General features: G+C 40.3%; 30 protein-coding genes. 18 read left to right on the forward strand and 12 right to left on the reverse strand.

Translation table 11 applies throughout. The features are described 5' to 3' along the window. Positions 1–55: 55 nt before the first annotated feature. The 8 genes from fabF to yceD all read right to left on the reverse strand — a co-directional run bounded on the left by fabF (position 56) and on the right by yceD (position 6,242). Positions 56–1,294 (reverse strand): beta-ketoacyl-ACP synthase II, encoded by a 1,239-nt coding sequence (gene fabF / locus ACZ1GV_RS07570; protein WP_472673649.1) that lies wholly within the window; start codon positions 1,292–1,294, stop codon positions 56–58. 94 nt (positions 1,295–1,388) lie between these two features. Beyond that, complete coding sequence (acpP, locus tag ACZ1GV_RS07575; RefSeq protein ID WP_210559246.1) at positions 1,389–1,622, reverse strand: acyl carrier protein; 234 nt, start codon at positions 1,620–1,622, stop codon at positions 1,389–1,391. A 156-nt stretch (positions 1,623–1,778) separates the two neighbouring features. Continuing rightward, on the reverse strand, positions 1,779–2,522 hold the full coding sequence (gene fabG, locus ACZ1GV_RS07580; protein WP_472673650.1) for a 3-oxoacyl-ACP reductase FabG: 744 nt from the start codon (positions 2,520–2,522) through the stop codon (positions 1,779–1,781). 15 nt (positions 2,523–2,537) lie between these two features. After that, positions 2,538–3,464, reverse strand: a complete 927-nt coding sequence (fabD, locus tag ACZ1GV_RS07585) for an ACP S-malonyltransferase (RefSeq protein WP_472673651.1) — start codon at positions 3,462–3,464, stop codon at positions 2,538–2,540. A gap of 28 nt (positions 3,465–3,492) precedes the next feature. Continuing rightward, positions 3,493–4,455, reverse strand: a complete 963-nt coding sequence (locus tag ACZ1GV_RS07590) for a beta-ketoacyl-ACP synthase III (protein WP_210559243.1) — start codon at positions 4,453–4,455, stop codon at positions 3,493–3,495. Between the two features lie 34 nt (positions 4,456–4,489). Next, positions 4,490–5,515 carry a phosphate acyltransferase PlsX gene (plsX, locus tag ACZ1GV_RS07595; RefSeq protein ID WP_472673652.1) on the reverse strand — a complete coding sequence of 342 codons (1,026 nt, stop codon included), beginning with the start codon at positions 5,513–5,515 and terminating at the stop codon, positions 4,490–4,492. Between the two features lie 19 nt (positions 5,516–5,534). Continuing rightward, positions 5,535–5,699: a 50S ribosomal protein L32 gene (gene rpmF, locus ACZ1GV_RS07600; RefSeq protein WP_208832017.1), complete on the reverse strand. Its 165-nt coding sequence runs from the start codon at positions 5,697–5,699 to the stop codon at positions 5,535–5,537. Positions 5,700–5,708: 9 nt separating this feature from the next. Continuing rightward, a complete protein-coding gene (gene yceD / locus ACZ1GV_RS07605) occupies positions 5,709–6,242 on the reverse strand; it encodes a 23S rRNA accumulation protein YceD (protein WP_472673653.1) in 534 nt (177 codons plus the stop codon). Between the two features lie 135 nt (positions 6,243–6,377). Between yceD and ACZ1GV_RS07610 the strand changes: the two genes are divergently transcribed. Continuing rightward, the gene (locus ACZ1GV_RS07610; RefSeq protein ID WP_472673654.1) at positions 6,378–6,989 is read left to right on the forward strand and encodes a Maf family protein; all 612 of its coding nucleotides are present in this window, start codon (positions 6,378–6,380) and stop codon (positions 6,987–6,989) included. Positions 6,990–7,049: 60 nt separating this feature from the next. On the opposite strand, the gene rluC is transcribed toward ACZ1GV_RS07610, so the two are convergent. Further along, the gene (gene rluC, locus ACZ1GV_RS07615) at positions 7,050–8,021 is read right to left on the reverse strand and encodes a 23S rRNA pseudouridine(955/2504/2580) synthase RluC (RefSeq protein ID WP_472675876.1); all 972 of its coding nucleotides are present in this window, start codon (positions 8,019–8,021) and stop codon (positions 7,050–7,052) included. Positions 8,022–8,561: 540 nt separating this feature from the next. Between rluC and rne the strand changes: the two genes are divergently transcribed. Next, positions 8,562–11,543, forward strand: coding sequence for a ribonuclease E (gene rne, locus ACZ1GV_RS07620; RefSeq protein WP_472673655.1), 2,982 nt, complete (start codon positions 8,562–8,564; stop codon positions 11,541–11,543). Positions 11,544–11,647: 104 nt separating this feature from the next. On the opposite strand, the gene ACZ1GV_RS07625 is transcribed toward rne, so the two are convergent. Both ACZ1GV_RS07625 and ACZ1GV_RS07630 read right to left on the reverse strand, forming a co-directional pair. Beyond that, positions 11,648–12,772, reverse strand: a complete 1,125-nt coding sequence (locus ACZ1GV_RS07625; RefSeq protein ID WP_472673656.1) for a PilT/PilU family type 4a pilus ATPase — start codon at positions 12,770–12,772, stop codon at positions 11,648–11,650. A gap of 9 nt (positions 12,773–12,781) precedes the next feature. Next, entirely contained in the window at positions 12,782–13,840 is a 1,059-nt protein-coding gene (locus ACZ1GV_RS07630) for a type IV pilus twitching motility protein PilT (RefSeq protein ID WP_210562309.1), read from the reverse strand. A 33-nt stretch (positions 13,841–13,873) separates the two neighbouring features. Here ACZ1GV_RS07630 and ACZ1GV_RS07635 point away from each other — a divergent pair, with 33 nt between their 5' ends. Genes ACZ1GV_RS07635 through ACZ1GV_RS07650 form a run of 4 tightly spaced genes read left to right on the forward strand, consistent with a single transcriptional unit; the run spans position 13,874 to position 16,439 of the window. Next, complete coding sequence (locus ACZ1GV_RS07635) at positions 13,874–14,581, forward strand: YggS family pyridoxal phosphate-dependent enzyme (protein ID WP_472673657.1); 708 nt, start codon at positions 13,874–13,876, stop codon at positions 14,579–14,581. 24 nt (positions 14,582–14,605) lie between these two features. Further along, on the forward strand, positions 14,606–15,451 hold the full coding sequence (gene proC / locus ACZ1GV_RS07640; RefSeq protein ID WP_472673658.1) for a pyrroline-5-carboxylate reductase: 846 nt from the start codon (positions 14,606–14,608) through the stop codon (positions 15,449–15,451). Between the two features lies 1 nt (position 15,452). Next, positions 15,453–15,995 carry a YggT family protein gene (locus ACZ1GV_RS07645; protein ID WP_472673659.1) on the forward strand — a complete coding sequence of 181 codons (543 nt, stop codon included), beginning with the start codon at positions 15,453–15,455 and terminating at the stop codon, positions 15,993–15,995. A gap of 12 nt (positions 15,996–16,007) precedes the next feature. After that, positions 16,008–16,439, forward strand: coding sequence for a DUF4426 domain-containing protein (locus ACZ1GV_RS07650; protein ID WP_472673660.1), 432 nt, complete (start codon positions 16,008–16,010; stop codon positions 16,437–16,439). A gap of 108 nt (positions 16,440–16,547) precedes the next feature. On the opposite strand, the gene ACZ1GV_RS07655 is transcribed toward ACZ1GV_RS07650, so the two are convergent. Beyond that, a complete protein-coding gene (locus ACZ1GV_RS07655; protein WP_472673661.1) occupies positions 16,548–16,778 on the reverse strand; it encodes a DUF2789 domain-containing protein in 231 nt (76 codons plus the stop codon). 138 nt (positions 16,779–16,916) lie between these two features. On the opposite strand from ACZ1GV_RS07655, the gene ACZ1GV_RS07660 reads away from it, so the two are divergent. From ACZ1GV_RS07660 to ACZ1GV_RS07715, 12 genes are all read left to right on the forward strand, one after another. Beyond that, positions 16,917–17,552, forward strand: a complete 636-nt coding sequence (locus ACZ1GV_RS07660) for a GNAT family N-acetyltransferase (protein WP_472673662.1) — start codon at positions 16,917–16,919, stop codon at positions 17,550–17,552. Between the two features lie 11 nt (positions 17,553–17,563). Then, entirely contained in the window at positions 17,564–17,890 is a 327-nt protein-coding gene (locus tag ACZ1GV_RS07665) for an Mpo1-like protein (RefSeq protein ID WP_472673663.1), read from the forward strand. Between the two features lie 80 nt (positions 17,891–17,970). Further along, the gene (rsfS, locus tag ACZ1GV_RS07670) at positions 17,971–18,291 is read left to right on the forward strand and encodes a ribosome silencing factor (protein WP_472673664.1); all 321 of its coding nucleotides are present in this window, start codon (positions 17,971–17,973) and stop codon (positions 18,289–18,291) included. Between the two features lie 15 nt (positions 18,292–18,306). Beyond that, the gene (gene rlmH, locus ACZ1GV_RS07675) at positions 18,307–18,777 is read left to right on the forward strand and encodes a 23S rRNA (pseudouridine(1915)-N(3))-methyltransferase RlmH (RefSeq protein WP_210562301.1); all 471 of its coding nucleotides are present in this window, start codon (positions 18,307–18,309) and stop codon (positions 18,775–18,777) included. A 2-nt stretch (positions 18,778–18,779) separates the two neighbouring features. Then, positions 18,780–20,723: a penicillin-binding protein 2 gene (mrdA, locus tag ACZ1GV_RS07680; RefSeq protein ID WP_472673665.1), complete on the forward strand. Its 1,944-nt coding sequence runs from the start codon at positions 18,780–18,782 to the stop codon at positions 20,721–20,723. Continuing rightward, a complete protein-coding gene (rodA, locus tag ACZ1GV_RS07685; protein WP_472673666.1) occupies positions 20,710–21,834 on the forward strand; it encodes a rod shape-determining protein RodA in 1,125 nt (374 codons plus the stop codon). The genes mrdA and rodA overlap by 14 nt, the downstream gene beginning before the upstream one ends. A gap of 1 nt (position 21,835) precedes the next feature. Beyond that, positions 21,836–22,618 carry a septal ring lytic transglycosylase RlpA family protein gene (locus ACZ1GV_RS07690; RefSeq protein ID WP_472673667.1) on the forward strand — a complete coding sequence of 261 codons (783 nt, stop codon included), beginning with the start codon at positions 21,836–21,838 and terminating at the stop codon, positions 22,616–22,618. An 80-nt stretch (positions 22,619–22,698) separates the two neighbouring features. Then, entirely contained in the window at positions 22,699–23,853 is a 1,155-nt protein-coding gene (locus tag ACZ1GV_RS07695; RefSeq protein ID WP_210562298.1) for a serine hydrolase, read from the forward strand. 51 nt (positions 23,854–23,904) lie between these two features. Further along, positions 23,905–24,177: a DUF493 family protein YbeD gene (ybeD, locus tag ACZ1GV_RS07700; RefSeq protein ID WP_210562297.1), complete on the forward strand. Its 273-nt coding sequence runs from the start codon at positions 23,905–23,907 to the stop codon at positions 24,175–24,177. 13 nt (positions 24,178–24,190) lie between these two features. Further along, entirely contained in the window at positions 24,191–24,874 is a 684-nt protein-coding gene (lipB, locus tag ACZ1GV_RS07705) for a lipoyl(octanoyl) transferase LipB (protein WP_472673668.1), read from the forward strand. Continuing rightward, positions 24,871–25,842, forward strand: a complete 972-nt coding sequence (lipA, locus tag ACZ1GV_RS07710) for a lipoyl synthase (RefSeq protein ID WP_472673669.1) — start codon at positions 24,871–24,873, stop codon at positions 25,840–25,842. The genes lipB and lipA overlap by 4 nt, the downstream gene beginning before the upstream one ends. Before the next feature lies 1 nt (position 25,843). Next, entirely contained in the window at positions 25,844–26,782 is a 939-nt protein-coding gene (locus tag ACZ1GV_RS07715) for a M14 family metallopeptidase (protein WP_472673670.1), read from the forward strand. Positions 26,783–26,826: the final 44 nt, after the last annotated feature.

The following is a 26,826-nucleotide window of genomic DNA, read 5'->3' on the forward strand; positions in this document are numbered from 1 at the left end:
CATTGAGCTTTTGTATCAAATTTTCGCCTTAAATTCACCTGTCAGTGAACTAAAACTACACTTTTTTGAATATTAACGTTCCGTTAGTGCCACCAAAACCAAAAGAATTACACAAAGCGTAATCCATTTTTACATCACGCGCGCCGTCCGCAACGTAATCTAAATCACAACCTTCATCTGGGTTGTCTAAATTAATTGTCGGGTGAACTTTTTGATCAATTAAACTCATCACTGTGATAATTGATTCTACGGCCCCTGCCGCACCGAGCAAATGCCCTATCATAGACTTTGACGACGATACAAGCACTGTACTTGCCGAAGGACCAAACACCGTTTTTACCGCTTGTGTTTCAGCCTTGTCACCTGCGGGAGTTGACGTACCGTGTGCGTTAATATAGCCGACTTGAGAAGCGTCTATTCCTGCATCATTTAAAGCATTTTGCATTGAACGAGCGGCTCCGTTGCCATCTTCTGGAGGTGAGGTCATGTGGTAAGCATCGCCACTCATTCCAAAGCCAACTAACTCTGCATATATTTTTGCGCCACGAGCAACAGCATGGTCATAATCTTCAAGGACCATCATACCTGCACCATCACCTAATAAAAATCCATCTCTGTCTTTGTCCCAAGGTCGGCTCGCTTTCGTTGGCTCCTCATTACGAGTCGATAGTGCTCGTGCTGCACCAAAACCGCCGATACCAAGCTCTGTAGACGCTTTTTCTGCACCACCGGCTACCATAACGTCTGCATCACCGTAAGCAATCATGCGCGCGGCGTGGCCAATATTATGAACACCCGATGTGCAAGCCGTTGTGATTGATATATTTGGTCCTTTTAAACCAAACATAATTGAGAGTTGGCCTGCAATCATATTAATAATTGTCGATGGTACAAAAAATGGAGAGAGTTTTCTTGGTCCATTGTGGACCAGTTTTGCATGATTTTCTTCGATTAAGCCTAAACCGCCAATACCTGAGCCTATCGCGGCACCAATTCGATCAGCATTATCATCGTTTATTTCTATACCAGAGTCTTTTATCGCTTGAATAGCTGCCACAATGCCGTATTGAATAAATAAGTCCATTTTTTTGGCATCTTTGCGGGGAATATATTCGGACAAGTCTATGTCTTTGACCATAGCGGCGAATTTAGTACCGAACTGTTCTGTATCAAAATGAGTTATCAACTCTGCGCCGCTCTTACCCGCTAGCAAGCTTTTCCATGTGCTATCAACGTCATTGCCTACTGGTGATAACATTCCCATACCCGTCACTACTACTCTGCGCTTTGTCACTTGTATTCTCCGATTACCCTGTACTTCTGTATCTTTATTATATTTTTCATATAAAAAAAGGCAGCGTAGGCTGCCCTTCTTTTAAAAACAAATCTTATTCAGCGTGAGCTTTGATGTAATCAATTGCTGATTGAACTGTTGTGATTTTTTCAGCTTCTTCGTCAGGAATTTCAGTATCAAATTCTTCTTCAAGCGCCATTACTAATTCAACAGTGTCAAGAGAATCTGCACCAAGATCATCTACGAAAGAAGATTCAGCTTTTACTTCTTCTTCTTTAACGCCTAGTTGCTCTACTACGATCTTAGCTACGCGATCTTCTATGCTCATGTTATTTTCCTTTTTTCTTTTTAAGTAATTTTTTAATTTGTCGTAGTGTAAATACACTCATCGACGTGTTCAAGTTATTATTTAATATCTGGCGGTGGTCGAACCTCATTAGTAGATTCGAGTAAGTTAACGTCAAAATGTCTGCAAGATCGACGTTTATACCATATACATACCGCCATTTACGTGAATAGTTTCGCCTGATATATAACCAGCTTCATCGCTGGCCAAAAAAGCAACAGTAGCTGCAATCTCTTTTGGGTCACCTAAACGTTCTGCTGGTACTTGATCTGCAATTGCTTTGCGTTGTGAATCATCCAAAGCTTTTGTCATATCAGTATCGATAAAACCTGGCGCTACTACATTTACTGTAATACCACGAGAGGCGATCTCTTTTGCTAACGATTTAGAAAAACCAATCACACCCGCTTTAGCTGCCGCATAATTTGCTTGACCTGCATTTCCCATCGTACCAACGACTGAACCAATATTGATGATTCGACCATGGCGTTTTTTCATCATAGGTCGCATTACAGCTTTGCTAAGTCGAAAGATTGACGTTAAGTTTGTATCGATAATATCGGCCCATTCATCGTCTTTCATTCGCATTAACAAATTATCGCGAGTAATACCGGCATTGTTTACTAATACGTCTACATCTCCGAAATCTGCCTTAATAGCTGCCAACGTCTCAGTAATAGAATCTGGGTTCGTAACATTTAATGCGTAACCTTTACCATTTGTCCCTAAGTACTCCGAGATATTTTGTGCGCCACTTTCCGATGTAGCAGTACCAGCAACCTTTGCACCTTGCGCTACCAAAGTTTCGGCAACGGCTTTACCTATTCCACGAGAAGCACCTGTAACAAGTACTACTTTGCCTTCTAAGCTAAATAAAGACATATTTTTTCCCTTTTATTATTCAGCAACAGCTGCTGCTAGTGTTGCCGTATCATTCGCGGCACTATAATTAATCGATTTCTCAATACGTTTACCTAGCCCTGTTAAGACTTTACCAGGACCAAATTCGATAACGTTAGAAACGCCTAGCTTATGACATTGCTGAATCGTTTCAGTCCATCGAACTGGGCTATATAGCTGTTTGACTAATGCCAATTTAATGTCTTCACCGCTATTCGGCATTGCTACGTCTACATTATTTATCACTGGTATGACAGGCGTATTAAATTTTAATTGTTCTAAATCAGCAGCCAATTTATCAGCTGCTGGTTTCATTAACTCACAGTGTGATGGTACCGAGACAGGCAGCGGTAACGCTCGCTTTGCACCAAGCTCTTTAGCTAATACCATAGCTCGTTCAACTGCCGCTTTTTCACCTGCAATGACTATTTGACCAGGAGAGTTATAATTAACAGGTGCCACCACATCGCCTTGTGCACTGTCTGTACAAGCTTTACTCACTAGGTCATCATCTAGACCTATAATAGCCGCCATTGCACCAGTGCCGGCTGGCACTGCCTGTTGCATATATTGACCACGCTTTTGCACTAACAAAACAGCATCTGCTAAAGAAATTACTTCAGCACATACAAGTGCAGAGTACTCTCCTAAACTATGACCGGCTAAATATGCAGGAAGTTCGCCACCTTTGGCAATATAATCGCGCCAAATGGCAACTGAGCATGTTAATAATGCAGGTTGAGTAAATTCTGTCTTGTTGAGTTGCTCGCTACTGTCTTCAGATACTAATGCCCACATATCATAACCAAGTGCATCTGAGGCCTCTTTAAATGTATTTTTTACAACAGCAGACGCTTCATATAATTCAGATAACATCCCTACGCTTTGTGAACCTTGCCCAGGAAATACAATTGCTTTTGTCATTTTATTTGATCTCTTTACGGATTTATTATTAGTATTTTATTAGCGCAGAGGCCCAAGTAAAACCTGCGCCAAATGCATTTAATAATAGCGTTTGTCCACGTTTAATACGGCCATCTCGAATTGCTTCGTCTAACGCAGTAGGAACAGTTGCTGCGGATGTATTGCCATATTTATCTAGGTTTATTACAACTTGATCCATACTCATATCAAGCTTTTTGGCAACAGCTGAGATAATTCGCATGTTAGCTTGATGAGGTATTAACCAATCAATGTCAGACTTCTCTGCCTTATTTAGTTTTAAGGTTGTTTCGACAACTTCAGATAGCTTAGTCACTGCAACTTTAAATACCTGATTACCTTCCATATGGCCCCAAGCTTCGTGCACAGACTCTTCCTTGCCTCTTACAGGCATCTCAGCTTTTAACAATTCAGACGCATTGCCATCAGCATGAATATGAGTAGATAAAATACCAGGTTCTTCGGTCGCTTCAATAATAACGGCTCCGGCACCATCGCCAAATAACACAATTGTTTTTCTGTCCGTTGGGCTCATAAGGTGACTTAAACAATCGGCACCAATAATTAATGCTTTTTTGGCTGTACCCGCTTTTATGTAAGTATCTCCAATACTTAATGCGTAACAAAAGCCAGAACATGCAGCCGCTACATCAAAAGCAGGAACGCCAGAAGGAATACCAAGATCTCGTTGAACTTCACAACCTGCAGATGGAAATGCTCGAGCATGACTTGTTGTGCCAACAATAACTAAGTCAATTTCAGAAGCGTCAATACCTGCCATTTCTAATGCTTTTTTAGCGGCTTTGGTGGACATACTAGATACCGTATCGGTCTCATCCATAATCCGGCGTTCTTTAATGCCAGTTCTTTCTGTGATCCAATCGTCACTTGTCTCTACCATTTTCTCTAAGTCTTTATTAGAGCGAATTTGCGAAGGAAAATAGCTACCCGTGCCGATAATTTTTGAAAACATGAAACCTCTCAGTTTGTCTTTTAGACTAATTCATTTAGTCATCGGCTTTTAACATCACCTCAACTTTGTCCTTAATTTTAGCTGGAACTTGACGTTGAGACTCTTTAATTGCCTCTTTAATTGCACTGTAGAAGGCTTTTGAAGAGGCATTGCCATGACTTTTGACAACAATTCCGCGCAATCCTATCAGACTAGCGCCGTTGTAGTGGTCGGGGTTCATCTTTGAAAAGAGTTTTCTTATACCGGGCATGAGTATGCCAATCATGATTTTGCTGAAAAATGAGCTTTCACTCATTGCTCGCAATTTAGAGATAATAAGCTTTGCAACGCCTTCAATTGTTTTTAATGCAACGTTTCCTACAAAACCATCGCATACAATGACGTCCGCTTTCCCTGCAAATATATCATTCCCTTCAGCAAAACCTACATAGTTGATGTGTTCACACTGCATTAACTTTTCAGCAGTGTGTTTTAAGTGCTCTGCACCTTTTATGTCTTCTTCACCTACGTTCAATAAAGCGATACGAGGATTATCGATACCTTCCACTTCTTTTGCCATAACAGCTCCCATTACGGCAAACTGGAATAACGTGTCAGAACAATGGTGAATATTGGCACCTAAGTCTAATAACAATACTTTATCGTCTTCGTATGTGGGCAATGCACTAATTAGCGCTGGGCGTTTAATTGAAGGTAATGTTTTTAATACATATCTCGCAATCGCCAATAAAGCTCCGGTATTGCCCGCTGAGACGCAAGCATCTGCTTTTTTTTCGTTTACTAACTCGAGTGCTTTTCTCATGGATGAGTTAGGTTTTTTGCGTAAAGCAAGGTCGGGTCTTTCGTCTTGATTAACAACTTGTTCACAATGAACAACGGACAGTCGAGGATGGCCTAATACGTTTTGCTTTGATAGTGCGCTATGAATGCTTTGTGAATGACCACAGAGATAAAGATGCAAATAGGGGTAATCTTCTACAGCTTTAATGGCTGCAGGAATAGTAGATCGGGGGCCATAATCGCCCCCCATCATATCAAGCGCGATGTGGATATCACGCATATTAAGTCTAGGCTAAGCCTTACTTAATTTTACGGCCTTTGTAGTAGCCGTCTGCTGTCATGTGATGACGACGGTGAGTTTCACCAGTCGTTTGATCTACAGACAAATTTTCGATAGTTAATGCATCATGTGAACGACGCATGCCACGTCTAGCACGGGACTTCTTACTTTTTTGAACCGCCATTGCCGTCTCCTAGTTTTTAAGTTTTTTTAATACTTCAAACGGGTTAGGTTTTTCCTGCACCGTTGCTTCTGGCGCTAACTCACCAAAAGTCATGCTCTTGTTACCAAGTTCACAGTCTTCTGGTTCATGCATTGCTACAATAGGCAGCGCCAACATTAATTCGTCTTCAACTAAATGAACAAGGCTAATAGCGCCAAATTCGTCTAATTCAATTTCATCATATGCTTCTGGTATTGGATCTTCACTTTCTTTAGCCGCATTACGTATAGGCGTATAAACGAAGTCAGCTGTTACCTCTGTCTCCAGTCCTTTACCACAACGTTGACATGTTAGCTCTAAGCTAGCAGTCGCACTACCTTGAATGACAACTAAATTCTGAGGATCAACTCCACATTCAATAGATACATCCACGTGATCTGTTAATACTTCCGCCACTTCGTTTAGACGTGACAGATTACCCTTGACGATTATACCGTCATAGGTCATTCGTTTTAACGCAGCTTTCGCTGGCTCGATCGAGAGAGGAATTTTTACCGTTTGCATAGGGCGCGCATATTATAGTGAAGGGAACTTAGAGTCAAAAGAAAATGACCTTATTCCTTTAAAAAATAGAAATTAGCCGTATAAAATAGCGTATATTTAGTTAACCGCTTTGAAACAGATTAAAAAAGAATCATTATGAGTAATAAAGAAACGCGTACAATTATTTTAGGCTCCACCTCTCCGTTTAGAAAAGAAATCCTGTCAAAATTAAATCTCTCATTCTTAACTGACAAACCTGAAGTGGATGAAACGCCACTAAATAATGAAACACCAGAAGAATTAGTTGCAAGACTGGCTTTGTTAAAAGCACAAGCAGTCGCGAGTCGACACAAAGATTCTATTGTTATTGGCTCAGATCAAGTCGCCGTATTTAATGATGAAATTCTTGGAAAGCCACATACCCATGAAAATGCCATTGCTCAGTTAACTAAATTTTCGGGTCAAACTGTGACATTTTTAACAGGCTTAACGGTTATTGATACAAACTCTGGTATTACAAACACAATAGTAGAACCTTTTAAAGTATCGTTTAAAAATTTAACGGCAGAGATGATTGAGTTCTATTTACGTGCAGAAACGCCTTATAACTGCGCAGGCAGCTTTAAAAGTGAAGCGTTAGGAATTTGTTTATTTGATAAGCTACAAGGAGATGATCCAAATTCGCTCGTTGGCCTACCATTAATTAAATTAGTTTCGTTATTAGATAAAATTGATTATTCAGTTCTTAAAGAACAGAGCAAATCATAAAAGAAAGCAACAAAGCAACATTACCTACTGTCGGTTAATGTTGCTTTGTTATTTTAATCGCTACATTTCCATTGCCTGTTCACCAAGCTTTTGTAAAACCTTCTCTAATTCAGGCTGAAGAGGTGCTTCAAAACGCATGGTCGTTTCTGATAATGGATGAAAAAATGAAATCTCTTTGGCATGCAAGAATAAACGGTTTAAGCCTACGTCTTTCATAGACTTATCAAATTCTCTGTCGCCGTATTTATCATCACATGCAATCATATGTCCTTGACATGCCGTGTGCACACGAATTTGATGAGTTCGTCCTGTCTGAGGACGCGCTTCAACCAAACTACAGTCTTTAAAATTACTTAATACTGAAAATAAGGTACATGACTTTTTACCTTCTTCTCGATCTACTATGACTAATCGCTCTCCCGATTTAGTGGTAATTTTTTTCAACGGTTCTTGAACTGACTTTTGTTTTTCTGACCAATGTCCTTTAACCAAAGCCCAATAAACCTTGTTCATGGTTTTAATTCTTAACTGCTCATGTAGGGAAACTAAAACAGAACGTTTTTTAGCGATCAGTAAAATACCTGATGTGTCTCTATCGAGGCGATGAACTAATTCCATCATTTTTTCTTTTGGACGTAAGGCTCTAAGCCCTTCTATAACACCAAAGCTAACACCGCTACCGCCATGAACGGCAATGCCAGACGGCTTGTTCATAACTATTAAAGATTTGTCTTCAAATATGATGGCTTTTTCTAATGCTTGCACCGAACTTAACCCAGCAGAGATGCCTTCACTTTCTTCTTTGACTCGCACCGGTGGTACGCGAACTATATCGCCAAGTTGAAGTTTATACGTTTGTTTAATACGCCCTTTATTAACACGCACTTCGCCTTTGCGAAGAATCTTATAAATTACGCTTTTAGGGCACCCTTTTAACAAGGTGATCAAAAAGTTATCTATGCGTTGTCCCTCATGAACATCATCGATTTCAATTTGTTGCACTTTCGGGAAATTTATCGCTTTTTCTGACATAGTCTTTGATTCACTCACAAATATAATAATTTTATTCAACTAATCGCTTAATTTCAGTTGCTATAATCCACTTTCACGTCGATAATAGCTCTGCTTATAAAGCAACTGATTGAACTGCCTCACGTAATGAACGTAAGAGTCATGTAACGGAGCAGGGTTTGAGGCCGCGATGATATCAGAATTAGACGAGTATGTTTATCTTTCATTTTTAACAAACATACCGAATAACGAACACCAGACCTCAAACCTCCACGCCACTTAAGTAAGGTAATGCGAGTAACATATTGCCCTCTTCTTTAACCGTTCAGACCAGTCAAATCGAGGCGTCTATTTAACCAGTGCCACCATTCCCGTTAAGTTTACGATAATGGCACAGACAGAATTCTAAAAATTTGGAATTGATAAACCTTTAATTACAGTCGTGATGATTGCAATTTGACAGACAACTAGTTGAGAAACTACACAGTGTCGAGGTGTATTCAAAAGTGCATCGAAAATAAAGTGGAATGTGGCCTACTACTAAAAAGAAGAGCTACATACATGAAACGCATGTTAATTAATGCCACGCAACAAGAAGAAATGCGTGTTGCGTTGGTTGATGGCCAACGTTTGTATGATCTAGACATAGAAAGTCCAGGTCATGAACAAAAGAAAGCCAACATCTATAAAGGTACTATTACTCGAGTTGAGCCAAGCTTAGAAGCGGCTTTTGTTGATTATGGTGCCGACCGACATGGCTTTTTGCCATTAAAAGAAATTGCCCGCAATTATTTCCCTTCAGACTACAAATTTAGTGGTCGCCCAAACATCAAAGAAGTTGTTAAAGAAGGTCAAGAAGTAATCATTCAGATTGATAAAGAAGAGCGCGGCCAAAAAGGCGCAGCTTTAACTACTTTTATCAGTGTCGCTGGTAGCTACTTAGTACTTATGCCTAATAACCCTCGTGCCGGCGGTATTTCACGTCGCATTGAAGGCGATGAGCGTACGCAACTTAAAGCAGCGTTAAGTAAGCTTGAATTACCAAAAGGCATGGGCTTAATCGTACGTACTGCAGGTGTTGGTAAATCTTATGAAGAGTTAGAATACGATTTACGTGCCCTACTTCTTCATTGGGATGCTATTCAACAAGCCGCTGATAGCCGACCTGCTCCGTTCTTAATTCACCAAGAAAGCAACGTTGTATTTCGTGCCATTCGTGATTATTTAAAACGCGATGTTGGTGAAATCATTATTGATAACCAAAATGTTTTTAATGAAGCCAAAAGTCACATTGAACTATTCCGCCCAGACTTCCTAGAGCGTGTAAAACTTTACCAAAGCGAAGTCCCTCTATTTACGCACTATCAAATTGAGTCGCAGATTGAATCTGCTTTCCAACGCGAAGTTCGTTTGCCATCAGGTGGTTCAATTGTAATTGACCCTACTGAAGCATTAGTTTCAATTGACATTAACTCGTCAAAAGCAACTAAAGGTAGTGACATTGAAGAAACTGCTTTAAATACTAACCTAGAAGCCGCTGAAGAAATTGCTCGCCAATTACGTCTTCGCGACTTGGGCGGTCTTTTAGTTATTGATTTTATCGATATGACACCACCTAAACATCAACGTGATGTTGAGAACCGTTTAAAAGACAGCGTAAAACAAGACAGAGCTCGTGTTCAAATAGGTAAGATAAGTCGTTTTGGTTTACTTGAGATGTCTCGTCAGCGTTTACGCCCTTCACTAGGAGATGCAAGTCAACACACTTGTCCTCGATGTGACGGTCAAGGCACAATTCGTTCTAACGAATCTTTAGCTCTTTCTATCCTTCGTTTAATTGAAGAAGAAGCGATTAAAGAAAACACAGCTCAAATTCAAGCTCAAGTTCCAGTTGTTGTTTCGTCTTACTTGCTAAATGAGAAACGTGATGCGGTTCGTCACATTGAGAAAAACAATAACGTCAGCGTTGTTATTATTCCTAATATTCATTTAGAAACACCACACTATGAAGTATTGCGTGTACGTGTAGACGAAGAACTTGCTGACACCAGCTTCAAAATGGTCAAACAGCCTGAACAAAGTGATTTTGTAAAAGAAATCGTTGTGCCTATGAAAAAAGAGATTGAGCAACCTGTATTAAAAGGTTTTGCAACTCCTGCGGCTCCTGCACCAGTAGCTCCAGCACCACAGGTTTCAGCGCCAGCCGAAAGTAAAGTAAAAGGTCCGAGCTTATTTGCAAAGATTGCCAAGTTTGTAAGCGACTTATTTTCATCAGATGATTCGGATAACAAGAAGTCTGATAAAAAGAAATCACAAAACAAAGGTAAACACGACCGTAACGATAAAAATGATCGTAACGGCAACCGTCGTAACAATAATAAAAATCGAAATCGAAATACTCGTAATCGTCCACAAGATAAAGACAAAACAAAAGATGTTGACTCTCGTAACGACCGTGTAGAAAGCAATGATGACAAGCGAGCGGATAACAAACGTCCAAAGACTAAAAACCCTCGCAACCAATCTCGCAAAAAGGTTGAAAACAACGAAAAGACAAGTAGTGAACAAACTTCTCAAGCACCTGCGCCAAAAGAAGAAAAGCTTCAAGAACGTCGTAAGCGTCGTAACAATCGCAAAAAGGTTCGTATTGAGAAAACGGAAGACAATACAAAAGTAGCGAATACCGCAGATACTGCAGTGGTAAACGAGAATGTAGAAGCTGTGTCAGTTGTCAATAATGCGGTAGAGCCTCAACAAGCTAAAGTAGAAACATCTGTCAAAAATGTTAATACGGCGGTTGAAGCTACAGTTAGCGAAGATGCCGTTATTGAGACCAATAACGAAAGTCAGAGCAAAGCTACTAAACCAGTTGTTAAAGTGCGTAAAAAGCCGTTATCAACATCGAGCACCAAAAATGAGTCGCGTAGAAGTGCAGTAAAATCAAAAGTAGCGCCTTCTGAGACTCAAGCCTCTGACGAGAACTCGTCTGTAACTTCTGCTGATGACGTTGTTAACAATAATGTTCAGTTATCACAACCAGTCGAAGACCAAAAGACAGATGAAGCTGTGGCTGAAACTTCAAAAACTGAAGCAGTTATAGTTGATAATTCAATTGACGATGCTGTTGAATCATCCTCTGAGAAGTCTGAGGTGAAAGACGAACAAGAAGTTTCTGTTGATACTCCAGTTGAAAGTTCGGTTGAAACTAACAAACCAAACGTTAACTCGGAAAAAGAAGCGGATGAAGTGGTAGAGAGTCGTTATCCTGCTACAGACACTGAGTTTGAAGAAAATCATACTCATCCTGCACCTGTAGAACAGACTGTTGATAAAGTATTGCACGAGCCAGCTAGCCTAACACCTGTATACAAGGGAACAGCTAGTGCCCCTATGACTAAGCCTGCTCCGGCAAGCAAAACGGAAGGTCCTACGCCATCTGTAATGCCGACTGAGAACCGTGCTAAAGTTGTCGTATCGGCAAGAACTGCAGGCGCGTCTGCTGCAACTAGTTCAGCAACATCTGCTACACAAAAAACACTCTAGCTTAAAGCATGGCCTATTAATTTAGGCCAGCGACCCTAAGCTTTAGGTACAAAAAAACCGAGATGATTATCTCGGTTTTTTATTTTGGTATCTAACTCATTAAGTTAATCGTCTTTTTGAATGCCATCGACGGTAACACCTTGAAGGAAACCTGAACCGGTTTGCTCATTATTCCTTAATTTTATCATTAAGCGTAGGTCATTTGGCGAATCTGCATGGTGCAATGCATCGGCATAACTAATTCGAGACTCTTGGTAAAGGTTAAACAGCGCCTGATCAAAAGTTTGCATACCAAACTCTTTTGATTTCGCCATCACTTCTTTAATGCCTGAGATGTCGCCTTTCTTAATTAGTTCACCTACCATAGGCGAGTTCAGTAAGACTTCAATTGCAGCCACTCGTCCCATTCCATCACTCGTTTGAATAAGTTGCTGGGCAACAATCGCCTTTAAATTTAGCGCTAAGTCATATTTAAGCTTATCGTGCTTTTCTTTTGGTACCAAATGCATAATGCGATCTATTGCTTGGTTCGCGTTGTTCGCGTGCAAAGTAGCAACACACAAATGACCAGTTTCCGCAAAGGATAAAGCGTACTCCATGATTTCTTGCGATCGAATCTCACCGATCAGAATAACATCTGGCGCTTGTCGTAATGAACTCTTTAACGCCGACTCAAAAGAAGGTGTATCAATACCAACTTCACGTTGCGTTATCATGCATCGTTTATGTTCATGAACAAATTCGATTGGATCTTCTATTGTTAAGATATGTCCTTTGGAATTACGATTTCGGTATCCTAATAAGGCTGCCAAACTAGTTGACTTACCGGTGCCAGTACCACCAACGAACAATACAAGGCCACGTTTTGCCATAATGACGTCTTTTAACGCCGCTGGTAAACCAAGCTCATCTACATCAGGAATGTTAGTCACAATTCGGCGAACGACCATGCCGACATTATCTCTTTGCCAAAAGGCTGAAACACGAAAACGTCCTGCATCGTTTGCTACGGCAAAATTACATTCTTTTTCAGTATCAAATTCATTTTGTTGTTTATCTGACATACAACTACGAACGAGTCGTTCTGCTTCAGACTCAGATAAAGCATCATGATCCAATGGTGTTAATTCACCATTAATCTTTGCACTTATGGGTAGTCCAGCTGTAATAAAAAGGTCTGACGCTTTTTCCGCCACCATTTTATTAAATATTTGCTCCATCGACTCCATATTTTACTCCTAGAATCCGCCGCCAAACCCTTGGCTGAATAAATTTTTATCATGAGCTTTTGCTTGAGCGTGCTCTCTACTCACCAAACCTCTATTCATCAGGTTCAATAAACATTGATCCATAGTTTGCATGCCGTGCGCTGCACCCGTTTGAATCGATGAATACATCTGCGCGACCTTATCTTCTCGGATAAGGTTACGAATCGCTGGAATACCAATCATAATTTCATGGGCCGCAACTCGACCACCACCGGTTTTTTTACAAAGTGTTTGCGAGATTACCGCTCTTAACGACTCAGATAACATAGAACGAACCATGTCTTTTTCATCGCCAGGGAATACGTCGACAATACGGTCGATAGTTTTTGGTGCAGAGGTTGTATGTAGTGTGCCGAAAACCAAGTGGCCGGTTTCCGCCGCTGTCATTGCCAGTCTGATAGTTTCTAAATCTCGTAGCTCACCAACAAGGATAACGTCTGGATCCTCACGAAGAGCAGAACGTAAGGCGTTACTAAAGCTAAGTGTATCTCTATGCACTTCTCGCTGACTAATCAAACTTTGCTTATTTTGATGCACAAATTCGATTGGATCCTCGATGGTCAATATGTGGTCGTGGCGCTGAGTATTGATGTAATCAATCATTGCCGCTAGCGTGGTTGACTTACCCGATCCCGTTGGACCAGTAACTAAAACAAGCCCTCGAGGGTTTTCCGCTATATCTTTAAAAATATCAGGGGCGCCAATATCTTCAAGACTTAATACTTCTGATGGGATAGTCCTAAATACGGCTGCTGCGCCTCTATCCATGTTAAATGCATTAACACGAAAACGAGCGAGGTCAGGAACTGCAAAAGAAAAATCCGTTTCTAAGTTTTCTTCGTACTCTTTACGCTGTTTATCATTCATAATATCGTAAATAAGCGATTGTACTTCTCTAGCATCTAGTGCCGGTATGTTTACTCGTCTGACGTCACCGTCGACTCGTATCATTGGAGGAGTACCTGCTGAAAGGTGTAAATCTGAAGCATTATGTTGCACACTAAAGGCAAGTAATTCAGTAATATCCATATGGCTAACCTATTAAATAACTAAGACAAATTTATGTCCGAAAATAACGTTAACATTACCATAGCAAATCGGCTGGCAACTGCCCACGATAAAATGACGATTGCACTACAAAAAGCCGACCGACAGGTCAACGACGTTTCTCTGATTGCGGTTAGTAAAACGATGTCTTTTGATAAAGTTCAACAAGCCTATGACGCTGGCCAGAGAAAATTTGGAGAGAACTACGCACAAGAGCTGCAAGAAAAAGCGCAGCAACTGCAGTCGCTTCCGGGTATTGAGTGGCACTTTATTGGCCCAATTCAAAGTAATAAAACGGCCATTGTTGCACAACATGCTCACTGGGTAGATAGTATCGACCGGATTAAGATTGCTAAACGACTTGAGCAGCATTGCCAAGCACTGGGGAAAAAACTAAATATTTTAGTGCAAGTTAATATTTCACAATCGCCATCTAAAGCAGGAATACCGTTACAAGACGTTGATAGCTTTATCGATGAGCTACGCGAGTTTAAATCATTAACTGTTCGAGGTTTAATGGCAATCCCAGATGCTTATGAAGACAAAAGTATACAAAATAGAGAGTTTCAAGCACTACACACTTGTTTTTTACAGTTGCAGCATAAACATATAAGCATAGATACGTTATCCTTAGGCATGACCGCTGATATGGAAGATGCTATATTATTTGGCAGTACCATGATTCGTTTGGGCACCGCTATTTTTGGCCCTAGGGTAAGTTAAATCAATAATAACTATGGGATTTTAATGACTCAAAATACAAATATTACATATGCATTTATCGGCGCGGGCAACATGTCAGGCGCTATCATTGGTGGTATGGTTAACAGTGGCGTTTCACCATCACAAATAATTGCTACAAATAGAACCGAACAAAAACAACAAGCGCTAAAAGCAAAATTTGGCATAAAAACAGAGTTAAACAACCAACAAGCAATCCAACAGGCCGACGTTATTATTCTTGGCGTAAAACCACAAATGATGGCAGATGTATTGAGTGATCTTGTCGAAGGTGGTGCAGACTTTTCGGGCAAGTTAGTAATTACAGTAGCTGCGGGTTTATTAGTGAAGCGTTACACCGATATTATTGGCAATGTTAGGTTTATTCGTTGTATGCCTAATACCCCATCATTAGTTGGTCATGGAGTTTCTGGTTTATATTTAGGTTCTGACGTAAACAAGTATGACGCTTCTGTACGAGAGCAAGATAAACAAATAGCCACTGAGTTGTTTGAGCATGTTGGTGCCGCTGTATGGTTAAAATCTGAAGCTGAAATTGATCAGCTTGCGGCTGTATCAGGATCTGGACCTGCCTACTTTTTTGCATTTATGGAAGCGATGGCAAATAAAGCAAAAGCTTTTGGGTTTAGCGATGACGTTGCAAACATTATGGTACAAGAAACAGCTATAGGTGCCGCAAAGATGACATTCAACAAAGACAAGAGTTTTGCTGAGCTACGAGAAAATGTAACATCACCTGGGGGCTCTACCGCTGCTGCCCTAAACGTATTTAACGATAAAAAATTACAAGCTATTGTTGATGAAGCGCTTGACGCTGCAGTAACAAGAGCACAAGAGATGAGTCAACTATAATATGCAAGCTACTCAGTTTTTAATTAACACCTTATTTGACCTGTATTTAATGGTCGCGATTTTACGAGTGTGGTTACAACTCGTCCGTGCTGATTTTTATAATCCGGTGAGTCAGTTTATTGTTAAAGCGACCAATCCTGTTTTGATCCCTCTAAGGCGCGTGATCCCTGGTATTGGTGGCGTTGACTGGGCCGGCGTATTGCTGGTTTTTATCGTTGCATTTGCAAAAGTAACCACGTTACAACTTGTTTTTGGTGAGTCTTTTCCGTGGATTGGTTTGCTCATAGCGTCATTAATATCAGTTGTAAAAGAGGTATTTAGCCTATTATTCTGGGTCACTATTATCAGAGCGATATTGAGTTGGATTAGTCAGGGTTACAACCCTATTGAGGCATTGTTGCATCAACTCACGGAACCGCTACTTGCACCAGTTAGAAAAATCATTCCTCCGTTAGGCGGTTTAGATCTCAGTCTATTAGTGTTTTTAATTGGCTTACAATTCTTGCAATTACTTTTTAATGACTTATTAACTCGACTTTTATAACTGGAGAATAGCGTGCAAAAAACACTACTTACTTTACTAGTTCTGGTTGCCACCCTTCTGTTTTCTGGATTATCTATGGCAGAGCAAAAAATCACCAAAGGTAATTGGGATATACACTATATTGCGTTTCCTAGTGCCTTTATTAAGCCAGAGACGGCAAGAAGCTACCAACTCGAACGTAGTCGATATATGGCGCTTATTAACATCTCGGTGTTGGAAACTAGCTCACAACAAGCGCAAAACGTTAGTCTTACTGGAACGGCTAGAAACTTACTAGGGCAAACGACGCAATTAGATTTTAAAAAGGTTGAGGAAGGTGAGTCTATTTATTACTTGGCTCAACTAAAATACAGCAACGAAGAGATATTTAATTTTTCGATTGATGTACAACGTGGTAATCGAACTGAAAACATCAAATTCAAACAGAAGTTTTACGTCGACTAAATAGACGTTTATTTTATAGGTTAATTAAAAAGGAGCGTGAACCGCTCCTTTTTTTACATCTAATAAAACTGCCCAAATAACCTAGAGTTTGTCTTCACCTGGTTCTTTTTACTTCCGCAGCATTGCATCTAGTTGATCAACAATTTCGCTCCAATCACCATCCGATTCGAGCGAGTCTCTTAAAAATGACGCTTGCGATGCATTCCAAAATGAAGCCTCGTCAATGGTCACATCATCTGGAATATTGTGTTCTTTAACAAAATGGTAAATACCACTTCGTGTACCATCTAAACCTAATTGTTCAAATAAACCCGATATCGAATGTTGAGACATATCCATACAAAACCCCTTATTTCAAATAAAAGTATTTAATATAAAAGTAGTGCTTTAAGTGTTAACACGCAAAATATTCTTGGCTAATATAAAAGATATTGCTAAGTTGGTTAAAATAACAACAACAAAGAGTATTTAACGCCAATGAGTACAACTGCCCAACTAAGTGAAGATAATTCAATTAAAGCTATTTTGCTTTCCGCGGAAGATATTAATTTAGCGGCGTCGTTATTATATGTTGCCTATCACGAAGACCCTGTTTTTAAAGAAATCTTCGATGGCGACAAACCAGACTACGACAAGCGTCTTAGAAATGCGATTCGCGAAGAGCTTGGTGCTTTTTGGCAAACTCAACAGCCTATGATCGGCCTATTTTCTGGAGAACATTTACTAGGCGTAGCATGTTTAATTGAACCTCAACGAGAGCTAGAGCCTGAACGCTTTTGGCATTGGCGTTTAAAAATGATGCTACACGCTGGATATTTAAGCACCCAAAACATGATAGAAAAGGAAAAACGTGTGGCAGCAGCTATTCCTCATGAACACTATCATTTGTTAACTTTCATAGCGATTCACCCTGACCATCAACACCATGGTCTAGGCCAATATTTAGTAAAAGCAGTTGATTCAATAGTTAATGAAAGTGAGATTAGTGAAGGCGTTGCAATTTTTGTTACAAAAGAAAAAAATAAACCTTTATTTGATGGCGATAACTATCAGGCGTTAACAGATATTCAAATTGGTAATGTATCTGGTACATTGATGTTCAGACAAAAATAATAGAAATTCACATGCAAAAAATCACAACATTTAAAGCGTTTTACCCGTACTATTTATCAGAACATTTACATCCCGTGTGCAGAGGGTTGCATTATATTGGCAGTTTATCGGTTGTCGCCGTTGCAATTTACGCCCTATTAACCAGCCAATACCTATATCTACTATTATTACCTTTTCTAGGTTATGGTTTTGCTTGGGTCGGTCATTTTTTTATTGAAAAAAATAGGCCTGCAACATTTGATTATCCGATGTATAGCTTAGCCGCAGACTGGGTGATGTTAAAAGACTTTTTAACCGGACAACTAGACAAAAAACTAAAACTACACGATTTAGATTAGTCGTGTAAGCGCTGTACTAAAAGTACTTACACAGGTAGAATGGTCGTCCAAAATTTTTCCTTCTGAGAGTAAAAAGCGTTTTGCAAAATAAACAAATATTAGATTTCGTATTAGACAAGATAGACGATTTAAAAGCCAAAGATGTAATGACGTTTGATGTAAAAGAAACATCATCAATTACAGATTACATGGTTGTTTGTTCTGGTACTTCAAAAAAACACGTCCAGTCAATTGCCGACCACGTTTTATTAGAAGCTAAACAAACTGACAACCCTGCACTGGGCCAAGAAGGCATGCAAGAAGGTGAATGGGTTTTAGTTGATATGGGCCCAGTAGTTTTACATGTTATGCAGGATGCGACTCGAGATTTTTATCAACTAGAGAAGCTTTGGCAGAAATAGAGTAGTTAATCCGCTATGAAAATACAATTGGTCGCCGTAGGCAACAAAATGCCGGACTGGATAACTGCAGGTTTTCAGGAGTATCAACGCCGATTCCCAAGGGACTGCTCATTTGAGCTAATCGAAATCAGTCCAGGAAAACGTGGCAAGAATGCCGATATAGCGCGTATTCTTGATATTGAAGGCGAAAAAATGTTAGCGGCGGTGCCCAAGTCTAATCGTATTGTTACACTTGAAGTTACCGGTAAGCCATGGACTACGCATGATTTATCGAAACAGCTGTCTAGCTGGCAAATGGATGGCCGGGACGTTAGTTTACTTGTTGGTGGTCCCGAAGGATTAGCCCCCGCTTGTATTGAACGCTCTGAACAAAAGTGGTCACTGTCAGCATTGACGTTACCTCATCCATTAGTGCGCGTTGTAGTAGCAGAAAGTTTATATCGGGCTTGGAGCTTGAATAATAATCACCCCTACCATCGCGAATAACTATGCGCAGAAACTCCTATCGAATTCAAGATCATACCGCCGAAGCAATACTATTTGCTAGACGTGCAATTGTGGCTTTAATTGCGGTAGCCATTTTGATGGGAGTTCTGATTGCCAACCTCTATTATTTACAAATTCAAAAATACCAAACCTACCAAACTCGCTCTAACGATAATCGTATTAAAGTCCAACCAGTGCCCCCAAATCGCGGTGTCATCCGCGACATAAATGGAAAAATACTTGCAGCCAATGAGCCTAGCTTTTCGCTGGAAATTGTTCCTGAATCGGTTAAAGACATGGACTGGACTTTAAGCGAACTGCAAAAGATAGCACATATCCCTGATGAACAAGTTGAACACTTTAAGCGAGTAATAAAGTATCAACGTCGCTTTAAAAGTATTCCGATAAAAACAAAACTGACTGAGCAAGAGGTTGCTGAATTCTCGGTAAAACAGCACCTTTTTCCGGGCGTCTCAATAGAGGCTCGTTTAAACCGACACTATCCTTATGCAGACGCTATGACACATGTTTTGGGATATGTAGGCAAAATTAATAAACGCGACTTAAATAGATTAGAAGCGACTGAACAACTGCAAAACTACGCCGCAACACGCAGTATAGGCAAGCTAGGTCTAGAACGCTTTTATGAAAAAGAATTGCATGGCACAACAGGAAGTGAAGAAGTAGAGGTAAACCATCGTAGTCGCGTATTAAGACAACTTAGTATAGAACCTCCAAAACCAGGCACCGACTTACATTTAGCGATAGCTGTTGAAATGCAAGAACAAGCAAGAAAGTCACTAGGTAATAACCGTGGTGCTGTTGTGGCGATGGATCCACGAGATGGCGCTATTTTGGCTCTGTATTCAAACCCTAGCTACGACCCTAACTTATTTGTTACTGGCATATCACAAAAAGACTATTCGGTTATCTTAAACTCAAAAGATAAACCAATGCTCAACAGAACAACACAAGGTCAGTACCCGCCTGCCTCAACCATTAAAATGCAATTAGCGTTATTAGGGCTACATAAAAACTTAGTCACCTCTTCAACAACGGTTTGGGATCCCGGCTATTGGCGTTTTCCTAACGTTGAAACACAACGTAACTTTCGTGACTGGAAAGTTGGCGGACATGGCTGGGTTGATTTAGAAACGGCCATCAAACAATCCTGCGATATTTATTTTTACGACTTAGCTTACCGATTGGGTATAGATGAAATAAGCCCATTTATATCAAGGTTTGGTTTTGGTGATTATACCGGCATTGATATTCAGGAAGAGTACCGGGCAACAATGCCATCAAGAGAATGGAAACGAGAAAAGGTAAGGCAACCTTGGTACCAGGGCGACACTATCTCAGTCGGAATAGGTCAAGGCTACTGGACTGCGACTCCGATTCAGCTGGCAATGGCAACTTCAGTCTTGGTTAACAAAGGGGAAGTCATAGAACCGAAAGTGGTAAGCGCTATTAATATCGATGGTAAATTAGAGCCAACGCCTATTAGAAAACGACCAAAAATTGAAATTAGCAACCCAAAACATTGGGACACCATTTTAGACACTATGTACGAGACTGTTAATGCCTCAGATGGCACTGGACGTGGTGCGTTTGCCGGTGCCGTGTATACGGCTGCTGGAAAAACAGGAACAGCCCAATTATTTAGTCTAGGTGAGGATGAAGAGTACGACGAAAAGAAGGTTAGCGAACGCAGACGTGATAACGCTATGTTTGTTGGTTATGCTCCTTATGACGATCCAACCATAGTAATTGTGGTTGCTGTTGAAAATGCCGGAGGTGGCGGTGCAAATGCAGCTCCCGTTGCCCGTGAAATGATGGATATGTATTTTGCACTTGGTGTCGCAAACAAAAGAACTATCTCTAGTGAAGTCATAAATATAAGTAATGAAGTAGCAGTGACGGAAGAGGAGAATGCCGGTGGCTAAAACAGAAAACGAGCGCAGACGAAGTTCATTATTCTTTAGATTCCATATCGATTTACCATTGCTTGCTGGTATTTTAACACTAATGACAATCAGCCTTTTTGTTGTTTACAGTGCAGGTAGCCAAAATATGGATATGGTAGTCAGACAGATGATCCGTATGGGTTTAGGCTTGTTTGTCATGTTATTAGTTGCGCAGATATCGCCGTTTACTTATCAAAAGTGGGCCCCGCATATTTTTGCAGCAGGTATCGTTTTGTTAGTTGCTGTGCTGCTTGTTGGCGATATGGGCAAAGGCGCACAACGGTGGCTAAATTTAGGAATAATTAAATTTCAACCTTCAGAAGTAATGAAATTGTCTTTACCTATGATGATGGCTTGGTTCCTCAGTAAATATACTCTTCCTCCAAGTTTAAAAAATACCGCATGGGGCTTTATTATCATCGCCACTCCTACTCTTTTAATCGCTAAGCAACCTGACTTGGGAACATCATTATTAGTTGCAAGTAGTGGCTTTTTTGTAATGTTTTTAGCCGGACTAAGTATTAGAGTTCTTTTGGGTCTGGCAATATCTATAAGTGCATTTTTACCCATTTTGTGGTTTTACTTAATGCATGGTTACCAAAAACAAAGAGTGTTAACCTTTTTAAACCCAGAGAGCGACCCATTGGGATCTGGTTATCACATCATTCAATCAAAAATCGCAATTGGCTCTGGTGGTACAGACGGTAAAGGATGGCTTCAAGGAACTCAGTCACAGCTTGAGTTTTTACCGGAACGTCATACTGACTTTATTTTTTCTGTTTTTAGCGAGGAATTTGGTTTTCTTGGCGTGTTACTTCTGCTTGCGGTTTATGCATTTATTATTCTACGAGGAATGCAAATCGCATCACGTGCTCAAGAAGCGTTTACAAAATTATTAGCGGGTAGTTTAACCCTAACTTTTTTCGTGTATTTATTTGTAAATATAGGCATGGTGTCGGGGCTGCTACCTGTCGTTGGTGTGCCACTCCCTCTCGTAAGTTATGGCGGCACATCAATAGTGACATTGATGGCAAGCTTCGGTATTTTAATGGCTATTGGTACAAACAAACGTTTATTAGCGAGCACATAAAATGAATAAAATGCAGTTGCTAACAGGATCACTAGCAATAGTTATCGGCTCATTAATATTGCAAGGTTGCGCCCCTTCAGGAAGGTACGCAGATAAGCATGATAGTGCTCCTGTGCGCCCACCCACTCTTACGGAACAACAAGACCCAGAAGTTGTTCACGAGCCTGTAGGTCGAGGTAACCTGCCCTATAAGGTTTTCGGTAAGCACTATACCCCAATGAAAGAGCGCAAGCCGTTTACACAACGAGGAACGGCCTCTTGGTATGGTAAAAAGTTTCATGGCCACCTTACGTCAAATGGTGAAGTATATAATATGTTTAGCATGTCAGCTGCGCATAAAACATTGCCATTACCTAGTTATGTAAAAGTAACCAATTTAGCTAATAATAAATCTGCCATTGTTCGTGTAAATGATCGCGGTCCATTCCATCAAGATAGAATAATTGACTTATCCTATGCGGCGGCGTTTAAAATTGGCGTTTATGATAATGGTACGGCAGACGTTAAAGTTGAATTAATTCTGCCAGATCAGGAACCTTTTATTACCGAAAATAGTCTATATCAGGTCGCGCTTACTGGCTTTAAAAACGAATTAGAGGCGAAGGAGTCGTTAAAGGGTTTAACGCTAATGTTAAACCATGATGCCACCTTGTTTGAGCAAGATAAGGAACATAAGGTTATATTTGGTCCGTTTAAAGATAAACTGATGGCTGACGACCTAGTACAAAAAATTAAACAGTTTGGATATCAAACCGTAAATCTAGAGAGCGTATTAGCGCCATAAACTGGACACTTACCGTCCGTACATGGATAATACCGCCCTTAATTTTCTTTCTTTCAGCAATAAAAAATGAATGGAACACAATGAATAAATTTTTAATTTCTTTGGTTAGTATTTCGTCCCTCGCTCTATCGTATTTTGCAGAGGCTAAAGTACTTGTACCTAACCCACCGTCGGTTAATGCAAAAGCCTACATTTTAATGGATTTTGATACGGGTAAAGTGTTGGCAGAGAGCAATGCTGATGAGCTTCTCAACCCAGCAAGCTTAACCAAAATGATGACGAGCTACGTTATTGGTAAAGAAATCCAAAAAGGCAACATTGCGCTAACCGATATGGTAACTGTTAGCCGTAACGCTTGGGCAAAAAACTTTCCTGAGTCTTCAAAAATGTTTATCGAAGTTGGCAAAGAAGTGTCTGTTGCTGATTTAAATCGTGGCATTATTATTCAATCAGGTAACGACGCTTGTGTAGCCATGGCCGAGCATATAGCTGGTAGTGAAGAACAATTTGCACAACTTATGAATTTGTATGGTGCCGATATTGGCTTAACTGATTCTAATTTTGTAAATAGCCATGGTTTAACGGCAGATGGTCACTTATCAACAGCGCGTGATATGGCAAAAATTGGTATTGCATTAATTCGTGACGTACCTGAAGAGTATGCGATTTATAAAGAGAAAGATTTCACTTACAACAATATTTCGCAAATCAATCGTAACAGCTTGTTGTGGGACAAAAGTTTGAATGTCGATGGCATCAAAACGGGTCACACCGACGCTGCAGGATACTCACTTGTTGCTTCTGCGACGGAAGGTGGTATGCGTTTAATCTCGGTCGTAATGGGTGCAGATAGCCAGCGTGGACGTAAAGTAGAAAGTAAAAAGTTACTTAATTATGGCTTCCGATTTTTCGAAACACTTACCGCATATGAAGCCGGCACTGAGTTTGCTAAACAACGAATTTATATGGGCGATAAAGACCAAGTTCGTTTAGGCATCAATCAGAGCACGCCGATTACTATTCCTCGCGGTTACCGTGAAAAACTAAAAGCGTCGTTTACACTTGATAAACCACTAGAAGCCCCTATTAACAAGGGCGAAGTTGTTGGCACTTTAACACTAAAAATCGAAGATGATGTTGTAACAACGTATCCGCTAGTTGCACTTGATCAAGTAAACGAAGGTGGTTTGTTCAAAAGAGTAACTGACTACTTCCGCAAAAAATTTGAACTATAAATATATTATTGAGTAATAAGTCTAGGGAAGGCTTTTTTAAAGGGTTATATAATGACAGTAAAAGATACAAAATTTGACGAACTTTTAGACTTCCCTTGTCACCAAACTTTTAAGGTTATGGGTGTTGCTCACGAAGAGTTAACAATAAAAATTGTTGAAGTGCTTCAAGAAATTGCGCCAGGTGACTTTGTCCCAAAAGAAAAGCCAAGTAGCAAGGGTAACTACAAGTCAGTGTCGATTAGCGTAAAAGTAGAAAGTAAAGAGCATATGGAATTAGTATACAACGAGCTGGGCAACATTGATCTTGTCCGGGTCGTTCTGTAATTAGAAAACCTTTATGTCTAACTTAAACAATCACATCGTTATTCGACAGGTTGATACTGGTGATTACCAAAATATTTGGCAATCTATGCAGTCGTTTACAGATAATCGTGACGACTCAGTAATTGATGAGCTTTGGATTGTTGAGCACAATCCTGTGTTTACCCAGGGTCAAGCCGGTAAAGAAGAACATTTATTAAATACCGGTGACATTCCTGTCGTTAAAGTCGACCGTGGTGGCCAAGTTACCTATCACGGACCGGGGCAACTTGTGGTGTACCTATTGATTAACTTACGTCGAAAAAAACTTGGCGTGCGTGATCTTGTCACCATCATTGAACAGGCCATTGTTGACACTCTTGACGAGTTTGGTATTCAAGCTTATGCAAAAAAAGACGCACCCGGTGTGTATATTGATGAAAAAAAAGTAGCATCACTTGGACTTAGGGTTCGACGTGGATGTAGTTTTCATGGTCTTGCATTAAATGTAGACATGGACTTAACACCGTTTTTAAGAATTAACCCGTGTGGGTATGCCGGATTGGAGATGGTACAAACCAGTCAGGTAAGTGGTCCAAAAACTATTCAAGAAGCTGCAACGCCGTTAACTGAAAAATTGGCAATTGCGCTTGGCGCTTCTAACATTGACTATCAGCAAGGTTTACCAGACTTAATGCTGACAGAAAAGAGAGCAGTATGACAACCGTTAAAACATCTAAGTTAGCCGCAGGCGTAAAATTGCGCGATGCTGAAAAAATGGCGTTAATCCCTGTAAAAATAATGCCTTCTGAACGTGACACTATGTTACGTAAACCAGACTGGTTAAAAATTCGTTTGCCAAAATCTAGTGAAAAGATTGATAACATAAAAAAGGCGATGCGTAGCCAAGGATTAAGTTCTGTATGTGAAGAGGCATCATGCCCAAACCTTCCTGAGTGCTTTAATCACGGTACAGCAACGTTTATGATTTTAGGCGATATTTGTACACGTCGTTGTCCTTTTTGCGATGTTGCTCATGGCCGACCATTACCACCAAGTGCCCAAGAACCAGAGAAATTAGCATTAACCATAAAAGAAATGGGTCTTAAATACGTTGTTATTACTTCGGTTGACCGTGACGATTTACGTGATGGCGGTGCACAACACTTTGCAGACTGCGTAAAAGCTATTCGAGCTCATAATCCTGGTATTAAAGTTGAAATTCTAGTACCTGACTTCCGTGGCCGCATGGATACAGCGCTTGAAATCTTATCGACTGCGCCACCAGATGTATTTAATCATAACCTAGAAACAGCACCTCGACTTTATCGACTGGCGCGTCCAGGTGCGAATTATAAGTGGTCATTGGACTTATTAAAGCGCTTTAAGGAAATGCACCCTGAAGTTGATACTAAGTCTGGTCTTATGGTTGGATTAGGTGAAACGAACGACGAAATCATTGCCGTATTAAAAGATCTTCGTGAGCACAATGTAGATATGTTGACTATTGGTCAATATCTACAGCCAAGTAAACATCACTTACCTGTAGAACGTTATGTGCCACCAGTGGAATTTGATATTTTCAAAAAAGAAGCTGATGAATTAGGTTTCAAACATGCTGCTTCTGGGCCATTTGTACGTTCTAGTTATCATGCAGACAAACAAGCCGCTGGAGAGGAAGTTAAGTAATATGACTGACCAAGTTTACCCAATCGGCACGCCTGGTAAAAAATGGGGCGATGCAGAAAAACATCAATGGTTAGCTAAGCAATTAGTTAAACGTTCATATCAGGAGCACGTTGTTGCTAAGTTGGCAAACTTGCCGGCACAGTTTGAGTCGCAGGAATACGGTTACCTAAAGTACGCAGACTTACCTGTTGTAAAAGATGCTGATAATTATCCGTTATTTATTATAAAAACCGTTCGTTGGAGTGATGAATTACCAACGGTTTTGATCACGGGTGGTGTGCATGGTTATGAAACCAGCGGTGTTCAAGGGGCGCTAAGGTTTGCTCTTGCTCACGCAGAACAATATCAAACAAAGTACAACTTTATAATTGCTCCTTGTATCAGTCCTTGGGGTTACGAGACGATAAACCGTTGGAACCCGCTTGCCGTCGATCCAAATCGCTCATTCTTTGAAGGGTCTAAAGCACAAGAGGCGACGTTGTTAATGCAATATTTAAAGCACAACAACATTAACCCTATTTGTCATATCGATTTACATGAAACCACAGATACAGACAATTCAGAGTTCCGCCCTGCATTATCTGCACGAGACAATATTGAGCAAAAGAACTGGAATATTCCAGATGGCTTTTATCTTGTTGCTGATTCTCAAAATCCGCAGCCAGCATTTCAAGAAGCGATTATTAAATCCGTTGAAAAAGTGACTCATATTGCCCCTGCTGATGAGACGGGTTGCTTAATTGGGGCACCGTTGCAGCAGTTTGGTGTTATTGAATACGATGCTAGACCATTAGGTTTATGCATGGGTATGACAGATGCCGAATATAAAACAACAACCGAAGTTTACCCTGATAGCCCGCGAGTTGATGACGAAAATTGTATTATGGCTCAAGTGGCTGTGATCACAGGAGCGTTAGATTTTATTTCTGGCTCAAATTAGATTTAGATTTAGAACATGTAATAAAAAAGGTCTGCAAAAGCAGA

Source organism: Psychrosphaera sp. HA2-10, from assembly GCF_055693745.1.